Source organism: Cohnella sp. CFH 77786, assembly GCF_019400745.1.
Lineage (GTDB): Bacteria > Bacillota > Bacilli > Paenibacillales > Paenibacillaceae > Cohnella.
In genome coordinates this window covers 302,261-320,813 of the sequence record NZ_WJIB01000009.1, presented here as the reverse complement: position 1 = coordinate 320,813, position 18,553 = coordinate 302,261, and the positions used below count along the sequence as shown (strand labels likewise).

The following is an 18,553-nucleotide window of genomic DNA, read 5'->3' as shown; positions in this document are numbered from 1 at the left end:
ACCGAATCCCTTATGCTTACAGCACTTTGGCTTGGCCGGAGTAAATCAGGCCTTTCTCCGCGTATACGGTCACTTCCATGCCGTCTTGAAGCCGCTTCGTGGCGTCTTCCACGCCGACGACAACCGGGATGCCGAGGTTGAGGCCGACCACGGCCGCATGGCAAGTAATGCCTCCGCATTCCGTGATGACGGCGGCCGCTTTCTCGAATGCGGGCATGTATTCCTTGTCCGTCGAAGGAGCGACCAGGATGGCGCCGGCCGTCATTTTGCGGGCTGCTTCCTCGGGGGAAGTAGCCATGACGACTTTGCCGGTCGCGCTAAGCGAGCCGATGCCTTGTCCCTGGGCGATCAGTTCCCCGACGTTGTGGATTTTGATCAGGTTGGTCGTCCCCGAACGTCCGACCGGCACGCCTGCCGTAATGACGATCGTGTCGCCGAGCTTGACGATCCCGGATTCCAGGGCGCCGTTCACGGCGATGTCGAACATTTCGTCCGTCGTCTCCGCCGGCTTGCCGCTCACCGGAATAACGCCCCACACGAGCTGCAGGCGGCGTTTCACTTGCTCGACCGGCGTCACCGCGATGATCGGCGCTTTCGGGCGGTATTTGGAAACCATGCGCGCCGTATAACCGCTTTCCGTAGAGGTCACGATCGCTTTGGCGTCCAGGTCGAGCGCGGAGTTGGCGACGGCCTGGCTGATCGCTTCGGTGACGGACGTCTGGGCCGCGATCGCCTGTTTCTTGAAAATTTCGCGGTACTGCAGGGCGGACTCCGCGCGCTCCGCGATGCGGGACATCGTCTGCACGGATTCCGTCGGATATTTGCCCGCTGCCGTCTCGCCGGACAGCATGATCGCGTCGGTGCCGTCGAAAATGGCGTTCGCTACGTCGGAGGCTTCCGCGCGCGTCGGGCGCGGGTTGCGCTGCATCGAATCGAGCATTTGGGTCGCGGTGATGACCGGCTTGCCGGCGCGGTTGCACTTCTCGATCATGCGCTTCTGTACGAGCGGCACTTCCTCGGCCGGAATTTCCACGCCCAGGTCTCCCCGCGCGACCATGAGGCCGTCGGACACCTCCAGGATTTCGTCGAGGTTGTCCACGCCCTGCTGGTTTTCGATTTTGGAAATGATCTGAATATGACGGGCCTCGTGGCGCTCGAGCAGCTCGCGGATTTCCAGCACGTCGCTCGCGCGGCGCACGAAGGAAGCGGCGATGAAGTCGATGCCCTGTTCGATGCCGAATTTAATGTCTGCGATATCCTTCTCCGTCAATCCAGGCATCGAAATGGCGACGCCGGGGACGTTCACGCCTTTCTTGCTCTTGATCGGGCCGCTGTTGATGATCTGGCACTTGATTTCCGTGCCCTGAATGTCCACGACGGTCAGGCCGATGAGCCCGTCATCGATGAGGATCGTCGATCCGACATGGACGTCGGACGGCAAATCCGCGTAAGTGACCGGAATCCGGTCCTTGTCGCCGAGGATTTCTTGCGTCGATAGCGTGATGTATTCGCCTTGAACCAGCTCGATTGGCTCTTCCTTCAGCTTGCCGAGCCGGATTTCAGGTCCTTTGGTATCCAACAGGATGGCTACGGTTTTGTTCAATTCCCGGCTGGCTTGCCGAATCGTGTTGATCCGCCTGCCGTGTTCCTCGAAATCGCCGTGCGAGAAATTCAAACGGGCGACGTTCATTCCGGCCAAGATCAGCTTTTTCGTGTTTTCGAGCGACTCGCTGGACGGTCCGATGGTACAGACGATCTTCGTTTTGCGCATGGTTTCTCTTTCCTCCGTTTTATCCATCCGTGGCATAAACCCGAAAACTACCATACACGATTCCCGGCCAATTGTACAGATGGCAATCGGGAAGCTTCGACATGGCAGCTGCAGGATATGGCTATAGGGATCCGCTCTCGGCCTTCGGCGCTTCGGTGAATCGCCCGACTTTGCGGAACTTCTCGTAACGGTCGCTAGTCAATTGTTCCGGCGACATCGCCTTGAGCTCCAGCAAATGCCGCCACAGAGCTTCCTTGATCGCTTCCGCCTGGACGGCGAGATCGCGGTGCGCGCCTCCGTGCGGCTCGGGGATGATCTCCTCGATAACGCCGAAACCGAGCAAATCCTTGGCGGTGATTTTCATCGCTTCCGCGGCTTGGTCCGCTTTGGAGGCGTCTTTCCATAAAATCGAAGCGGCACCGTTCGGCGAAATGACGGAATAGATCGCGTTTTCCAGCATGAGCACGCGATTGCCGACGCCGAGCGCGAGCGCGCCGCCGCTGCCCCCTTCGCCGATCACCACGCAGATGATCGGGACGCCGAACATGGCCATTTCGTGAAGATTGCGGGCGATCGCTTCCGATTGCCCTCGCTCTTCGGCGGTGTCGCCCGGGTAGGCGCCCTTCGTATCGATGAACGTGATGATGGGGCGGCCGAATTTGTTCGCTTGCCGCATGAAGCGCAGCGCCTTGCGGAAGCCCTCCGGGTGCGGACTGCCGAAAAACCGCTGAATGTTGTCCTTCGTGTCTTTCCCGCGCTGGTGGCCGACGACGGTGACCGGAACGCCGTTCAGCTTGGCCAGTCCCCCGACGATCGCGAGATCGTCCGCGAACACTCGGTCTCCGTGCAGTTCAATGAAATCCGTGAAGACGAGCGGAATATAGTCTAGCGTCGTGGGGCGCGCGTGATGGCGTGCCAGATGCATGATCTGAGCGGCCGTCAGGTTCCCGTAGATTTCTTTTTCCAATTCCTCGTATCTGGCCTCGAGACGGGCGATTTCATCCGTGAAATCGATCTCTCTCTCCGTGCCGAACTTCTTCAATTCGTCGATTTTCTTTCGAAGCTCGGCAAGGGGCTTCTCGAAGGGGAGTTCACCTGCCATCGTCCGGTTCCCCTTTCCCCGCATGCATGTCTAACAGTTTGGTTAAAAACGCCTTCATTTCCTTGCGGTGGACAACCTTGTCCAGCTGCCCGTGCTTCAGGTTGAACTCCGCCGTCTGGAAATTGTCGGGCAGCTTCTGGCGAATCGTCTGTTCGATGACGATCCGGCCGGCGAATCCGACGATCGCCCCGGGCTCGGCCAGGTTGTAGTCTCCCAAGCTCGCGAAGCTGGCGGAAACTCCGCCGAGCGTCGGATCGGTGAAGACGGAAATGAACAGCCCGCCTTCGTCCTGGAAACGCGCCAGCGCGGCGCTCGTTTTGGCCATCTGCATCAGGCTCAGGATGCTCTCCTGCATCCTCGCGCCTCCGGAGGTGGAAAACATGATCAGCGGAAGCTTCTTCTCCGTGGCCCGCTCGATCGCGCGGGTGACTTTCTCCCCGACGACCGAACCCATGCTGCCGCTGAAGAAATCGAAGCTCATGACGCCGATGACGACGGGAAAGCCGCCGATCTCCCCTTCTCCGGTGACGATCGCGTCCTTCAGGCCGGAGCTCGCCTTCTGCTGTTCCAGTTTCTTGGCGTAACCCGGAAACTCCAGCGGATCCTCGGAGATCAAATCTTCGTCGATTTCGTCAAGACGTCCGTCGTCGAGCGTCATCGCGATACGCTCCATGGCATTCAGGCGGAAGTGGTGCCCGCAGGTCGAACAGACCTTCAGGTTCTTCTCCAGCTCTTTGCTGAACAGAATCGTGCCGCACTTGGGACACTTGTTCATGAGACCTTCGGGTATTTCGCGCTTGGGACGTTCCGCGTTTACGCGTTCGGAAGGGATGACGGCATACTTCTTCTTCTGAAACAAATCCTTGAACACAGCGACACCTCACAAGGCGAAAAAAATGGCGGTCCGTCCTGCCGTTCAATCGTTCACCGGCTCTTCAACCGCGGCATTATGTATGACAAACGTACTTCGCTTACGGAGTCAGGATGCTTCCCAGCACTTCTTGGACCTCCCGCACTTCGCCGGAAGGAACGAGTATTTCGTACTGCGGTTTGGTCAAGTTGATGGGGCGGACCCGCACGAGAAACCCTTGCTCGGTCAGGCGCTTCTGAATCCGTTCGGCGATCTTCGCGGTCGGCGCAATGTATATGACCGTCCACATGAAGCGGAACCCCCATTGTTTTATGGCTTTGATTAAAAATACTTAAAGAATGCAACAACCGAATCATAGCACATCCACCTTGGGACTAGCAACAAAACCGCATCCCATCCCTTATGGGACGCGGCTTGCGGGGCGGTATAGGCGCATGCGCCATACTTGCCCGTTGTCCCGAGAACTCGCCACGGACGCGGCATGCGCCATACTTGCCGGTTGTCCCGACAATTCGCCACAGACGGGGCATGCGCCATACTTGCCCGTTATTCCGACAATTTGCCACAGACGGGGCATGCGCCATACTTGCCCGTTGTTCCGCCGATCCGTCCCGGAGTCACACGATTCCTGTTTGCTCGTTGTCCCGCGGATCCATGCGCGGCATCCTGCGACTGCGAGAAAACGGAAAGGACTCTTCCAGTCCATAAGACGAAGAGTCCTTTGCCATCACCCGTATGGGTTCAAATCACTTCAAGCGGATGCTGCCTTCCCCCATCAATTGCTCGACTTGGAGGATCAGCTCTTGCGAAGGCCGGATGCGGAAGTCGTCCGATAACGCGACGGTCCGGTGCTCCCGATCGTAGTACAACGCCGTTTGAACGTCTCCCGGATGGGCGGACAAGAGCGCCTTGAGTCGGGCCAAGACTGCGGGTTGCTCATGCGATTCGTCGATGCGGATGAAGGCCCGCTGAATGTTCTCGCTTGTACCGCCTCCGACTTTCGCCGCGCCGCCGGGCGCCCCGTCCATCGCAGGACCTGCGGCGCCTCTGCCAATCCCCGCGCCGACAGGTCCGGCAATCGCCGCTTTCGCAATTGCTCCACCGCCGCTCGGCGAACCCGCGGCTCCCTGCCGCCCGTCGGCGGATCCCCCGCCGTTTCCTCCCGCGGCGAGTTGCCGCTCCCGCGGGGCAACGGCACCGCCTCCGCTCGAACCCGGGGCACCCTGCGGCGCCCGAGATCCGCCGCCGGCCGGCCCTCTCCGCGCGGCGCGATCGGCAGGCGCCGCCTGGGCCAATCTCCGCAGCCGCGCGGCCTGCATCCGCAAATCCGGCGCGGCGAGCGGCAGAATGTCGTCCGCGAGCAGCTTGAAGTCCTCGTCCCCCTGCTGCACCTTCGCGCGGACGAGCACGAGCGAGCCCTTCTTCACGAAGGACGACGCCGTCTTCCACACGGTCGGGAACGCCACCAGCTCGGCCGTCATGATCCGGTCCTCGATTTCGAGGAACGCCATCGTCTGCCCTTTGCGCGTGACGAACGGCTTCAGGGACACGATCATGCCCGCGGTCAGAATCGAAGCGCCGTCCGGCGCCTCCGCCAGATCGACGAGACGCTCCAGCTTCAGCTCCTCCCATGCGTCCTCGTACTCGTCCAGTGGATGGCCGGACAAATACAAGCCCATAAGCTCCCGCTCGAATTCGAGCGTCTGCGCGGCACCGAACGGAGCCACTTCGGGCAGATCGACGTCCCAATTCGGGGACTCCCCGAGATCGAACAGCTCGATCTGCAGCTCCTCCTTCTCCTTCCTCCACTTGGCGGCGGCGTCCACCGCCTCGTCAAGGGCGGCGAGCTGCTGTGCGCGGTGGCCGGGCAGCGACCCCAAGGCGCCCGCGAGCATCAGCGACTCGACGACCCGCTTGTTGCAGACGCGGGGATCGACGCGGCGGCACAAATCGCTGAGCGATTCGAACCGCTTCTCGCGGCGCTCCGCGAGGATCGCTTCAATCGCCTGCGTGCCGACGTTCTTCACCGCCGCCAGGCCGAATCGGATCGCGCCGCCGCCCTCCTCCGTGCGCACGGGCGTAAACAGCACGCCGCTCTCGTTCACGTCCGGGGGCAGCACCGGAATCCCCATATGCCGGCACTCGTCCACATACTCGGCCGTTTTGCGCTGGTTGCCGATCACCGAAGTGAGCATGGAAGCCATGAACGGCACGGGATAGTGCGCCTTCAAATAGGCGGTCTGGAACGCGAGCACCGCATAGGCGGCGGCGTGCGCGCGGGGAAACCCGTAATCCGCGAACCGGAGGATCAAGTCGTAGACCCCGTTCGCTTCTTCTTCCGCGTACCCCATCGCCAGGCTGCCCACCACGAAATGGTTCCGCTGCTCGTCGAGAATTTCCCTTTTCTTCTTGCCGACCGCCCTCCGCAGCAAATCCGCCTGTCCCAGCGTAAAGCCCGCCATAACGGAAGCGATTTGCATAATTTGTTCCTGGTAGACGATGATGCCGTACGTATCCGCCAAAATCGGCTCCAGCTTGGGATGCGGATATTCCACGGCCACCTGGCCGTGTTTGGCGCGGATGAATTGCGGAATGAACTCCATCGGCCCGGGACGGTACAACGCCAGCACGGAAATAATGTCCTCAAAAGAGGACGGCTTCAGCTCCTTGAGCACGCGCCGCATCCCCGAACCCTCGAGCTGGAAGATGCCCGTCGTATCCCCTCGGCTCAGGAGGGCGAATGTCGCCTCGTCCGTATACGGAATCTCCTCCCACCGCACCTGCCGGCCCGTCTCTTCCCGGATCCATCCGAGCGTCCGCTCGATGATCGAAAGCGTCCGCAAACCGAGAAAATCCATTTTCAGAAGGCCGACCGCCTCGAGATGCTCCATGGAATACTGAGTGAGCGGAACGCCTTCGGTCCCTTCCTGGAGCGGTACATAATCGGTCAGCGGCGTAGGCGCGATCACGACGCCCGCCGCGTGCGTCGACGCGTGCCGGGGCATCCCTTCTACCTTGCGCGCCATCGCGATCAGTTCGCCGGCCGGCCCGCCGCCTTCGGCAAGCGCCCGGAATTCGGGGCTTTCCTTCATCGCCCGCTCGATCGACATCCCGGGCATGCCGGGGATCAGCTTCGCCGCTTTGTCCACTTCCCCGTACGGAAGGTTCATCACCCTGCCGACGTCCCGTACCGCGGCGCGCGCGGCCAGCGTCCCGAACGTGATGATCTGCGCCACGCGGTCGTCACCGTAGCGCTCGGACACGTAGCGGATCACCTCGTCACGACGCTCGTCGCTGAAGTCGATGTCGATGTCGGGCATGGTGACCCGCTCCGGGTTCAGGAAGCGCTCGAACAGCAGCTTATGCCGGATCGGGTCGACGTCGGTGATCTTCAGCGTATAGGCGACGAGGCTGCCCGCCGAGGAGCCGCGTCCGGGACCGGTGGCGATTCCTTGCTCCCGCGCGAACCGGATGAAATCCCAAACGATGAGGAAGTAATCCTCGAAGCCCATGCGCGCGATGACGCCGAGCTCGTACAGCAGCCGCTCCTCGGCCTCCCGCCGGAACCCTTCGTCCTGCCACTCCGGCGTGCCGGCGTACCTCATCTCCAGGCCTTCCCGGCATAGCGAAGCCAGATACGCCCCCGCATCCATGCCGCCCGGAAGCGGGGAAAATTCGGGCAGCACGTGCCGGCCGAACTCGAGCTCCAGGCTGCAGCGTTCCGCGATCGCGGCGGAGTTCGCCACCGCTTCCGGCACGTGGCGGAACAAGGCTTCCATCTCCTCGCCGCTTTTCAGGTACAGCTGGGTACTCGCGATTTTCAGCCGGTCGGGATCCTCCAGCGTCTTGCCCGTTCCGATGCAGAGGAGCACCTCCTGAAGGGCGTGGTCCTCCTCACGCAGATAGTGGGAATCGTTCGTCGCCACGAGCGGAATGCCCGTCTCCTCCGCTAGTCTCAGCACGCCCGCGGACACCTTTTTCTGCTCCAGCAAGCCGTGTTCCTGGAGCTCGAGGAAGTAATCGTCCCCGAACAGCTCCCGGTACCGCAGCGCCACCGATTTCGCCGAGTCGTAACGGTCCGAGAGCAAGTGCTGGGACACCTCGCTCGCCAGACACCCGCTGAGGCAGACCAATCCTTCCGCGTACGCGGACAACACCTCGAAATCGATTCTCGGCCGGTAATAGAAGCCTTCCAGATGCCCGGCCGACGACAGCCGCATCAAATTGCGGTAACCGGTCTCGTCCTTGGCCAGCAGCGTCAAATGGTAGATCGGCTGATCCTTGCGCGAAGCCTTGTCGTGCCGGGAGCCGGCGGCGACGTATGCCTCCATCCCGATGATCGGCTTGATCCCCCGCTCCCTGCAGGCTTTATAGAACGGGATGGCCCCGTACATGACGCCGTGGTCCGTAAGCGCCAGCGCCTTCATGCCGAGCCCGGCCGCCAGGTCGGCCATGTCCCGGATGCGCGCCGCGCCGTCCAGCAGGCTGTATTCGCTGTGAACGTGCAGATGAACGAAACCGCACATGCGCCGCAACCCTCTTTCTTCACACGCTTTGGATTCCATTATAGCACATATGTTCGGTATTTGAAGCCGGACCTGTCCCATACATATGAGAGAGGAGGGATGGACATGAGCGAGATATATACCCGAGCGGTATTCTGCTTCTTCATCGCGTTCGGGGTCGTCTTGGGGGGAGCGCTGCTGGCCGGGATGGGCGCCGTTTTCGCCTGGGTGCCGCCGAAGGACGAAATGCTGAAAGTGGCTACCCATCTGAAAATATGGGCGCTCGTCGCCGCGGTCGGAGGCACGATCGATCCGATCCGGGTGATCGAGACCAACATGGCGCAAGGACATATTTCACTCGCGATCCGGCAAATCGGCTATATTCTGTTCGCGTTCCTCGGCGCCCACATGGGCACGGAATTAATCCAATGGATGTGCAGAAGCGGGAGGTGACCCGGCATGCGTGTTCCCTCCTTCGAACGTTTCCGGAAGTTTTCGGCAGCCGGGGCTTTCTTCGTATGCGGAATGGTTGTCGGGGCGGCAGCTTGGAACGGTCTTGAAAGCGAGCATATGAATCAGGTCATGCTGGAAAACTTGAAGCTCAAGGAGCAGCTGACGGATTCCCAGGAAGAGTTGAAACGGGTGCAGAGCGACACCGAAAAAGGCAGCGTGATCCAGAGCATCATGGTGTTCGTCCAGGAACCGGAGGGCCGGAAGAGCATCGACGCCGTCACCGAAAAGGAACTCAAAAAACGCATCAAGGACGACCTCTCCGGTTTTCGCGGACGCAGTATCTATCATATCGGCAAAGACGCGCAATTCGCGGGAAAGATTCTCGAAAACAAAGTCTACACGGACATCGGCGAGAACGACTACGACGTTCGGATCACGACCATTCTCGTGGCCGACGCCGTGCTTCAGGTATGGGTGGAGGCGCAGGTCCACTTGCGGCCTTGAACGTTTCGTAACGAGAACGAGCGCTTCCCCCGCGGGGAGAGCGCTCGTTCTCCGTTTATGGTACAATCAGGGGCAGCAACCAGTCTCCCGAAAGTGACGCCGCTTCTTCGCCGGGGTTCCCTAAAAGTACTCGGCATATACATCGAAGCGAATCTTCACTTTTGTGAGGTTAAAGCAGGGGGAGTCCCGCTATTCAAATGAAATGGCGTTTCATCATTTCCCATACGCACAAAGTCTGACATTATCCCAAAGGAGCTGCTTGTCGTTGGTAACCGTTTTCCAGTGGACGCTCGGCATTCTCATCGCGCTGTCGTCCTTGTCGTCCGTCGTGTTCAGCGTCCGTTCCCGCCGGCAGGCCGACGCGCGCCTTCGGGGCCTGTACGCCGCCCGGATGAACGTCAGCATGGGGCTCATGCTCATCTTCATCGCGCTGATCCAAATGTTCCTGTTCAGCGGATCCACCGTACGGGTAATCGTAGGAGCCTTGTTCCTGCTGATCGGCCTGTTCAACCTCTTCGCGGGGGTCCGCAATCACGCCTATTTCAGCCGCAGCAGCTAGGGCTCACCCCGGATCGATCGTCTGCGCGGTCATCATCGCCTTGGCGATGAGTTCGCCCTCGTGCGACACCTGAACCTCCAGCTTCACGAAACGCCTGCTCGCTTCGATCACGAGCGGCTGGATCGCGATCACCGCCTCGATCGGCACCGTTCGGAGGAAGTAAGTCGTCACGTTCTCAAGCACGTGCTCCCGCCGCCCCATCTCCTCCACCGCCCGGGCGGCCGCCTGCTGCATGAGCGCCGCCAGCACGCCTTCGGAAACGGTGCCGAGCGGTCCCGACATCTGGGGCGTCGCCATTCCCGTGAAGTAGAGCTTCCCTTCCTCGTCCCTCCGCTCGGTCAATCCGCTCCACATCTGCGCGTCGAACGTCTCCCCGAGCTGCGCCGGTCGGCCTTCGAGCTGCATGGCCCGAAGCACCTCCGCGCGTCCGATCGTGCCGATCAGCTTGCGCTGGCGGTCCGTAACGGGCAGCAGATCCAAGCCTTCGGACACCATGCGGTGGGCGGCCGACGCGATCGGCGTCGCCATCGTCACCGTCGTGGGCCGCCGCGTCATGAGCCGGTCCAGCGTATGGGAGGACGCGGACCCGACCACGTCCTTGGACGTGATCATCCCCACCACGCGGTTCCATTCGTCCGTTACCGGGAACCGCGAGCCCCCCGTCTCCGCGCTGAGCTTGAGGAAATCCGCCACCGTCGCCGATTGCTTCAGGGAGCCGATCCGGGAAGACGGTTCGACGAGATCGGCGATCATCATGATTTTGCGCTTGATGAGCCGGTCGTACATCGCCCGGTTGATCATCGAAGCGACGGTGAACGTGTCGTGCCGGCACGTCAGGATCGGCAGCCGCCGGTCGTCCGCGAGCGCCTTCACGTCCTCGCTCGTGCCGAATCCCCCCGTGACGAGCACGCCCGCTCCATGTTCGAGCGCGATGCGGTGGGCATTGTCGCGGTTGCCGACGATCAGCAGGCTGCCGGCGTCGATGTAGCCCTTCATTTCGTCCAGCTCCATCGCGCCGATGACGAACTTGTGCAGCGATTTGTCCAGCCCTTCCTCCCCGCCCAGAAGGCTGCCCTGGACGATTTCGAGCACCTCGGCGAACGTCAGCTGTCCCGGATTGCCGCGGCGCTTCTTGTCGACCCGCACCGTGCCGATCCGTTCCTTCGTGCTGATGATGCCGAGCTGCTCGGCTTCCTTCAGGGCCCGGTAGGCCGTGCCTTCGGACACGCCGCGGTCCTTGGCCATCTGCCTAACGGATATTTTGGTGCCGACCGGCAGCTCCCGTATATATTGCAGCAGCAGCTCATGCTTCGTCGCTTCCCCCGCCTTCGGATCGTTGCCCGACATGCCCGTTCCTCCGTTTCCCTCATTTTAGAAAATCGCGTACACCACGGCCACCGCCGTCGCGTAAATCACCAGTGAAAGCCCCGCGTAAGCGAATCTTCTGGCGCTTCCTACTTCATGCAGATCGGCGGCACGGGAGACGAGAACGACCAGGTTCAACAGCAGCAGCGACAGCATCAGCACCATCGAAATCTTCCACAGCGCCAGCGCCACGAGTCCGTTTACCGCGAACGCCGCGCCGAACCAGGCTTGCGCGCCGCCCAGATGGGCGACCGCTTCCATCCAGTTACGTTTGCGCCCGCCCATGCGGTTGCCCGCGATCGAGAGAACCGCGATGAGCGCGATGATCGAAACGATGCCGATCCACAGGAACCTCCCCGTCGGAGAGCTTCCGACTAAGGCGGTGTAAATCAAATCCGCGAATACGGTGAGCGAACGGACGAACCCGAAATGCACCGCCCACACCCAGAACGCGAACCCGACGGTGCCCATCGCGGCCCCGACGACGCCGTACAGCCAATCGTCCTTCGGTTCCAGCTTCAAGCTGTTGTCCGGATGGATGACCAGCCCGAGCAGCTTTCTCGGTTCAAAGCCCGGAGCCGACATGTCGATGACCCCTTTTCCGTTAATTCTGCAGCATTTTGAGCTGATAAAATTCGCCCCGCAAGGCCATCAATTCCTCGTACGTTCCCATTTCGGCGCAGCGGCCCTGCTTCATCACGACGATCCGGTCCGCGTCCCGGATCGTGGACAAGCGGTGCGCGACGATGAACGTCGTGCGGCCCCGGGTCAGCTTCTTCATCGCTTGCTGCACGTGGTACTCCGATTCATTGTCCAACGCGGAGGTCGCTTCGTCAAGCAGGATCACCTTCGGATCCCGGATCAGCGCCCGCGCGATGGCAATGCGCTGGCGCTGGCCCCCGGACAGCTTGCTCCCGTGCTCGCCCACGGCCGTGTCCAAGCCGTCCGGCAGCTGAGCGATCACATCCTCCAGGTGCGTCATGCGGATGACGGCCGCAAGATCGTCTTCCCGCACGGATGGCAGCCCGTACGTGATATTTTCCCGGATCGAACCGGAGAAGAGCACGGTATTCTGATGAACGACGGCGATATGCCGCCGGTACGCCGCCATATCGATCTCGTCCATCGGGATCCCGTCGATCGCGACGCCGCCCTTCACGGGCCGGTTGAAGCCGATGACCAGGTTCAGCACCGTCGACTTGCCCGCCCCCGACGCTCCGACGAGCGCGATGCACTCCCCCGCTTTCACGTCCAGGTTGAAATCGGACAAGACGTGCCGATCCGAACCGGGATAGCCGAAATGGACGTTCCGGAACGAGAACGCGCCCCGGACCGTGTCCAGCTTCTTCCTCCCTTGATAGGCTTCCTCTTCTTGCGACAGCAAAATCTCCGTCACCGAGTAGATCGACTCGAACCCTTTGGCGATATTCGGATACACGTTGATCAGTTGGTTGACCGATCCGAGGATCATGGCGAAGAAGGACTGGTACAGCACCACGTCCCCGACCGGGATTTGTCCTCGGTAAGCCAGCAGAATCGTAAAGGCCAGGCAGAGCGCCTGGAACACCTGGAACGTCACCCATGCCGAGGAGCCGAAATAGGCCTCCACGATGTCCAGCCGGTAGCCCTTGTTGCGCAGGCGGGTGAGGGTCGCGTCGATTTTGCGGATTTCCGTCTGCTCCAGGCCGTGCGCTCTCGTGACCGGCATCATGCCGACCATTTCGGACACTTTGCCGGACATTGATTCGATGGACTTGCGGAATTCCTGGTTCGTGCGGGCGATTTTCTTGCGGAAGAAATAGACGACGATCAGCGCGGCGGGCACCGTGAAAACGAAAAACGCGCTGACGAGCAAGCTTCGATACATCGTGATGCCGGCGGCGACAATGACGCTGAGGATGGCGGGCATGACGGACAGCATCATCTGCCGCGACAGGAATTCGATCGCTTCCACGTCGCGCAGCACCTTCGCCTGCAGCTTGCCGGCGGCCAGCTCCCCGTGCGCGGCCATGGACAGCCGCTGGAGCTTGCGCACGAGCGTGCTTCGGAGCCCCGCCTCCACGTAGCGGATCGCCTTGCTCATGTAACTGATGTGCAGCACTTGGGTCGGGATGTTCTGGATGATCACGACGAGCAGGACCGCGATATTGATCCATAAGGAACTCGGGCCGTACCGCTCCGGATTGGAGGCGACGTTGATCAAATTAGCCGTGATGATCGGAAGCACGTAGACCGGAGAATGCTTGATCAGGAAAAACAGGGTCGAGAGCGCCAGCTTGCCCCAATGCTGCCGGTACAGCAGCAGGAGAAACCGCGCGGGGCGGCGTTCCGTAATCGATTCGTCCTCCAAAATGTGTTCCAAACCGTACGACGGAGCATCTGTTGCGGATAAGCCTGCGGATGACATGGAAGCCTCTCTCCTCTGAACGCGCGTTAACGACTCCCATTGTCATTCATTTTCCCTGCCGTGTAAACCCCGAACCGCCATATCCGATGTCTGCTGAAAATAAGATAGACCGCTTGCGCGGTCCTGCATTCTCAAACATCCCTGCAGCACACCTAAGGAATTCGCGGAAATAACGCCTCCGGAAGTCACGACAGCGCTCGCAGCTCCGCGAGACACAACCTATTAGTCGCAATATCCGCTTCGCAAGACGAGCAGAACATGAACGGGAGCGCCGGCACCGTAAGAGGATCCCCACCCGCCCGCTTCCCCAAAACCGCTCCCTGGAAACTAATAAACTCTATATTGTCATAAAAAAATCGCCAAGCATTCCATGCTGGAATGCTTGGCGTACCTTCCGGATCCGGAGAGCGCTCTTCCCGATTACGGCTCCCTGCCCGGAACGCTCCCGGGGTCACCCTTTGACCGATCCCAGAAGAACCCCTTTGACGAAATATTTTTGCAGGAACGGATACACGCACAGAATCGGCGCGATCGCGATGACGATCGCCGCGGCCTTGATGCTTTCCGGCTGGATCAGGCTCGCTTCGCTGCTGTCCAACAGCGTTTCGCTCGTCTGTTGGATCATTTGATATAACCGCACCAGAAGCGGCATGAGCTCGGAATCGTTCAGGAAATACACGGCCTGCGAATAAACGTTCCACATGCCGACGGCGTAGAACAGCGAGATTGCCGCCAGAATGGATTTGGACAGTGGGACGACGATATTCCAGAAGATCACCGGATCGCCGGCCCCGTCGATGGTCGCCGATTCCTCCAGCTCCGCGGGCAAGGTTTCGAAGAACGACTTCATGACGAACAGATTGTACGCGCTGACGAGACTCGGCAGCCAAATTGCCCAGAATGAGTCCAGAATCTGCAAATTTCTCAGCAGCAAAAACAGGGGAATCAATCCGCCGCCGAACAGCATCGTAAACAGGATCATCCCCAGAAAAGCCTTTCGTCCCTTCAGCCTTTTCTTGGAGAGCGCGTAAGCGGCCAGCGTGGTCGCCGCCATCTGGAGCAGCGTACCGACAACGGTAATAATGACCGTGTTTTTCATCGCGACGAACAGCTGCCCGTCGTCGATCAGTTTCCCGAAAGCGGCGACGTTGAACTCGACAGGCCAGACGAATACCTCCCCGGCCGCGATCGCCCGGCTGCTGCTGAACGAATAGGCCAGCACGTTCAGGAACGGAAACAGCGTTATGAACGCGAACACCGCAAGAAGCAGCGCGTTGGCGGCCGCCAGGGACCGTTTTACCATAGTCCGTCCTCTCCCATCTTTTTGATGATCTGATTCACCGTCAGTACGAGAATCAGGCCGATGACGCCCTGGAAGAGGCCGACTGCCGTCGCGAAGCTGTACTGGGCCCCCTGCAAGCCGATCCGGTAGACGTACGTGCTGATCACGTCGGAAACGCTGTACACGGCGGCGTTCTGCATGTTGTATACTTGCTCGAAGCCCACGTCCATCATTCGGCCCATTTGAAGGATCAGCAGAATAGCGATCGTGCCGCGGATGCCGGGAAGCGTGATATGCCAAATTTGCCGCGCCTTGCCCGCCCCGTCGATCCTGGCCGCTTCGTACAGTCCCGGATCGATGCCCGCCATGGCCGCCGAATAGAGGATCGTCCCCCAGCCGGCGGTCTGCCAGATGGACGATAAGGTAAACACGATCGGCCACCAGAAAGTGCTGACCATGAAATAGACGGGATCGATCCCGAACACTCGCGCAAGAATGTGATTGACGACCCCGGTGCTCGGGGATAGAACGGTCACCACGATGCCGCCCAGTACGACCCAGGAAATGAAGTTCGGCAAGTACAGCAGATTTTGGACCAAGCGCTTGTACCAGGCGAGCCTCAGCTCGTTCAGGAGCAGCGCCAGCACGATCGGGGCGGGAAAGACGAATACGATGTTGTACAGGTTCAGGAGCAGCGTGTTCCGAAGGATCGTCCAGAACTCCTCGTCATGGAAAAGCCGGTCGAAATGCTTGAACCCGGCCCAAGGGCTGTTCCATATCCCGTCCACGATCCGGAAATCCTTGAACGCAAGAATCTCCCCGTATAACGGCGCGTATTTGAAGAGAAGAAAAAAAGACAGGCCCGGCAGCAAAAACAGATACAGCCATACATCGCGCTTCAGACTGACTTTCATAACCCCGCATCCTTCGCCAGCGCGTATTCGCTGCTGAGGGCCATCAGACCGAGACCCTGCGTGAAAACGGAGTAGCGGTAAGGAATGGCGTTGTAGTCGGCCGCGCCCGGCATGACGCAAGTGCCGTCGGAGCCGCGGTCGATTCTGCCGTTGTCCGCAACGTTCGCAAGCAATGCCCGGACGGCGGAATGCGCACGGCTTCGGTACCCGGACGGCAAATATCCTTTCCGGCTCCCTTCGTGATACGCGAAAGCGAACGCGGCCGTTGCCGACATCTCGGCGTAGGTGCCCGTGTCGTTCATGACGGTATGCCAGGCGCCCTCCTCATTCTGCGTTGCGGCTGCCCCCTGCGCATGCCTGGCGAAATGGTCAAGGACGGCTTCGTACTCCGGCAATCCGGCGAAATCCGCCAGCACTTCCGCGGAAGCGGCGGCAAACCACCCGTTGCCCCGGCCCCAGAGCACGCCTTTGCGCGCCCCTTCGCTGCCGTAATAGCCATGATGGATGAGTCCGGTCGCCGGGTCGCTCAAGTATTTGTAGTGCAGCAGGAACTGCCGGGCCGATTCCTTCACGTAACGTCCGCTGCCCGTATACTTGCCCCACTGGGCCAGGAACAGGCAGCCCATGAACAGCGTATCCGCCCAAATTTCGTTCGGATACACGTTTTCCGTGCAGGAATGCTCGAAGGCGCCTTCCACGGAACGCGGGGCTTCCGCGAGGCACCAATCGGCGAACGCCCCGCAGATCTCGTCATACTTGTCTCCGCCCGTTAGCCGCATCCAATTGAGGGCGGCCAGCAGCGGCGCCGTCGTATTGATGCTCTTGCCGATGCCGCCGCGTTCCAGGCGGCTGTCCAGCCATTGCTCGACATAGGCCGGAATCGTTGGATCTCCCAAGGCTTCGTGGGCTTTGACAAGACCGTAAAGCGCCACCCCTTGCCCCCATTGCCAAGTGTCCATCAAACGCTCATGCTCCGGGGCGGGCTTCATCGTATAAGCGGCCGTACGTTCCAGCGTTTCCCGGAGCGCGCGCGCGGTAAGTTCAGTCTTCGCAGTCATTTCGGTCCCCTCCGTCTTCCTTGCGTTTGCGGCAGCGAATGTGCACGGCGGCATCCAGCGGAGTCATCAGATTGGCGATGACATGCAGGAAATCGGGATCGTGCCGGTCGTTTCGCAGCGCGCGAAATCCGTGTTCCGCGGCTCCGCCCCACAGCTCGATTTCGTCTTCGCCGAACCGGTAAACCGCGCTTCCCGTCTTCCATAGCCGCAACCGGTCCGACAGACTTTCCAGACCCGGCCCGGCAACCTCTCCTTCGGAGTCGAACTGGAACGCCAGTTGGGCAAACAAATGCGGCACTCCGTCCGCCCGGACGCGAAAGTCGACGCCGTCCTCCAGCAGCCGAACCCCGATCGTAACGGGCAGCCTGGTGACGTGCGTCTTCTCCCGGCCCGTCTGGCGGAAATCGTATTCGGAGCGCCCCGTTCGCCCAGGCCGTGAAGCATCCCCCTTCAGCGGGCCTCTATAGCTGCCTTCCAAAACGATGGACAATTCGTAGGCTCGCTCGCCGGTACGTTCCAGTCTCGCCATCGGAACGCCGGCAATGCCGAACCAGCCCAGCGAAAGCTTGACGCCGTGAAGCTTGGCGCGGCCGCATTGGACGTACAGGAATTCGGGCTGGCCGGACATCAGAGTCACGCTCAAATCCCCATTCCGGTAACGCACCAGAGGGGAGCCGGAGTGGTATGCCGTCCGAACATGGGGAATCGCTCCCGAGACCGGCGCCTCCCGCCCTTCGTTCAGAAAGACCTCATAACGGACGGGAAGCGCGGCCGCCTCCGCGGAGCTTCGCATCCGTTCCCGGAAGACGAGCCAGTAAAGCAGCGATTTCCCGGGCTGCGACGGTGATTCCAAAGCCTTCAAGGCCATCGCCTGGAATTCGGCGTCTCCGGTCAGCGAGGCCATCAGCCGGAAAGCGACGTAGTATTCGCCGCTTAGCCGAATCGGTTTTCCGCGGTCCTGACGGCTGGAATACTCCGTCACGATCGTGTCGTCCGGATGAAGCATGTACCTCATCATCATGAGGTTTCGCGCGATCGGCTCGAAAAGATCCTTGTAGCCGAACACCCTTCCCGCGTGGTACAGGAAGATGCCGCAAATGGCGTTATAGATCGCGTTGCTCCGTTCCGTCCACTCTCCCGCCCCGTTCAGATCGAGCCCTTCCCCCAAATAAAGGTCCGCTCGTTCCCGAAGCCGTTCGTCGCCGAAGATCTCGTACAGCAGCGCGAGCGCTCCTGCGATCACCCAGCGGTGGTTCGGCGTATGAATGCCCCCGGTCAGCAAGCATTCCGCCGTACCGCCCAGGAAACGCCGGAGTTTATCCAGCGTCTCCTTCTCGGCGGCGGCTTCGCCATCCTCCCGCGCGGCCAAGCGGTCCAGCGCACGGTAGGAAAGCGCGGCGGCATGAACGGCGAAGCCGGTATCCGGAGGGGAATCGATATTGCAGTTCGCCAGCGAGATGCATCCGGACGGAAACTGGCTGCGCAGCAGGTACTCAACCTGCCCGTCGATGCAGTTCAAGATCTCCCGGTCACGAAACAGGGGAGACGCGGGATGGCAGTAAAGCGGAACCGTCACCGTAAGGAACGCGTCGATCTCCACCAGTCCCGCCGAAGGTTCATCCCCCGGGAGCTCGAACGTGCCGCGCCAGCGGCTGCCGGGATCGGTAATGCGCTTGCCGCGGATCTCCTGCCATTGCCGTTCCAGCGCATCCATCAGCACTTGTTCCTGATTCACTTCTTACTCCTCTTTTCCTGGAAGCGG

General features: G+C 60.7%; 15 protein-coding genes. 3 read left to right on the top strand and 12 right to left on the bottom strand.

The window, feature by feature from the left end; all coding sequences use genetic code 11:
- Positions 1-16: 16 nt before the first annotated feature.
- From pyk to GE107_RS15385, 5 genes are all read right to left on the bottom strand, one after another.
- A complete protein-coding gene (gene pyk / locus GE107_RS15405) occupies positions 17-1,771 on the bottom strand; it encodes a pyruvate kinase (RefSeq protein WP_219640856.1) in 1,755 nt (584 codons plus the stop codon).
- Between the two features lie 121 nt (positions 1,772-1,892).
- The gene (locus GE107_RS15400; RefSeq protein ID WP_219640855.1) at positions 1,893-2,873 is read right to left on the bottom strand and encodes an acetyl-CoA carboxylase carboxyltransferase subunit alpha; all 981 of its coding nucleotides are present in this window, start codon (positions 2,871-2,873) and stop codon (positions 1,893-1,895) included.
- Positions 2,863-3,744, bottom strand: a complete 882-nt coding sequence (gene accD / locus GE107_RS15395; RefSeq protein WP_219640854.1) for an acetyl-CoA carboxylase, carboxyltransferase subunit beta — start codon at positions 3,742-3,744, stop codon at positions 2,863-2,865. The genes GE107_RS15400 and accD overlap by 11 nt, the downstream gene beginning before the upstream one ends.
- Before the next feature lie 100 nt (positions 3,745-3,844).
- Complete coding sequence (locus tag GE107_RS15390; RefSeq protein ID WP_219640853.1) at positions 3,845-4,033, bottom strand: glutamate decarboxylase; 189 nt, start codon at positions 4,031-4,033, stop codon at positions 3,845-3,847.
- A gap of 457 nt (positions 4,034-4,490) precedes the next feature.
- Positions 4,491-8,270 carry a DNA polymerase III subunit alpha gene (locus tag GE107_RS15385; RefSeq protein WP_219640852.1) on the bottom strand — a complete coding sequence of 1,260 codons (3,780 nt, stop codon included), beginning with the start codon at positions 8,268-8,270 and terminating at the stop codon, positions 4,491-4,493.
- 105 nt (positions 8,271-8,375) lie between these two features.
- On the opposite strand from GE107_RS15385, the gene GE107_RS15380 reads away from it, so the two are divergent.
- The 3 genes from GE107_RS15380 to GE107_RS15370 all read left to right on the top strand — a co-directional run bounded on the left by GE107_RS15380 (position 8,376) and on the right by GE107_RS15370 (position 9,765).
- The gene (locus tag GE107_RS15380) at positions 8,376-8,702 is read left to right on the top strand and encodes a YtrH family sporulation protein (RefSeq protein WP_219640851.1); all 327 of its coding nucleotides are present in this window, start codon (positions 8,376-8,378) and stop codon (positions 8,700-8,702) included.
- Positions 8,703-8,708: 6 nt separating this feature from the next.
- On the top strand, positions 8,709-9,206 hold the full coding sequence (locus GE107_RS15375; protein ID WP_219640850.1) for a sporulation membrane protein YtrI: 498 nt from the start codon (positions 8,709-8,711) through the stop codon (positions 9,204-9,206).
- Between the two features lie 265 nt (positions 9,207-9,471).
- Positions 9,472-9,765 carry a YtpI family protein gene (locus GE107_RS15370; RefSeq protein WP_255570502.1) on the top strand — a complete coding sequence of 98 codons (294 nt, stop codon included), beginning with the start codon at positions 9,472-9,474 and terminating at the stop codon, positions 9,763-9,765.
- Between the two features lie 3 nt (positions 9,766-9,768).
- Here GE107_RS15370 and GE107_RS15365 read toward each other — a convergent pair whose 3' ends face one another.
- The 7 genes from GE107_RS15365 to GE107_RS15335 form a co-directional block, all read right to left on the bottom strand.
- Complete coding sequence (locus GE107_RS15365; protein ID WP_219640849.1) at positions 9,769-11,112, bottom strand: DRTGG domain-containing protein; 1,344 nt, start codon at positions 11,110-11,112, stop codon at positions 9,769-9,771.
- A gap of 24 nt (positions 11,113-11,136) precedes the next feature.
- Positions 11,137-11,715, bottom strand: coding sequence for a hypothetical protein (locus tag GE107_RS15360; protein WP_219640848.1), 579 nt, complete (start codon positions 11,713-11,715; stop codon positions 11,137-11,139).
- 19 nt (positions 11,716-11,734) lie between these two features.
- Positions 11,735-13,537, bottom strand: coding sequence for an ABC transporter ATP-binding protein (locus GE107_RS15355; protein ID WP_219640847.1), 1,803 nt, complete (start codon positions 13,535-13,537; stop codon positions 11,735-11,737).
- Between the two features lie 451 nt (positions 13,538-13,988).
- Positions 13,989-14,840: a carbohydrate ABC transporter permease gene (locus GE107_RS15350; RefSeq protein WP_219640846.1), complete on the bottom strand. Its 852-nt coding sequence runs from the start codon at positions 14,838-14,840 to the stop codon at positions 13,989-13,991.
- Positions 14,834-15,733, bottom strand: a complete 900-nt coding sequence (locus GE107_RS15345; RefSeq protein WP_219640845.1) for an ABC transporter permease — start codon at positions 15,731-15,733, stop codon at positions 14,834-14,836. The genes GE107_RS15350 and GE107_RS15345 overlap by 7 nt, the downstream gene beginning before the upstream one ends.
- On the bottom strand, positions 15,730-16,791 hold the full coding sequence (locus GE107_RS15340; protein ID WP_219640844.1) for a glycoside hydrolase family 88/105 protein: 1,062 nt from the start codon (positions 16,789-16,791) through the stop codon (positions 15,730-15,732). Before GE107_RS15340 ends, GE107_RS15345 begins: the two co-directional genes overlap by 4 nt.
- Positions 16,775-18,526: a hypothetical protein gene (locus GE107_RS15335; protein ID WP_219640843.1), complete on the bottom strand. Its 1,752-nt coding sequence runs from the start codon at positions 18,524-18,526 to the stop codon at positions 16,775-16,777. Before GE107_RS15335 ends, GE107_RS15340 begins: the two co-directional genes overlap by 17 nt.
- Positions 18,527-18,553 lie beyond the last annotated feature (27 nt).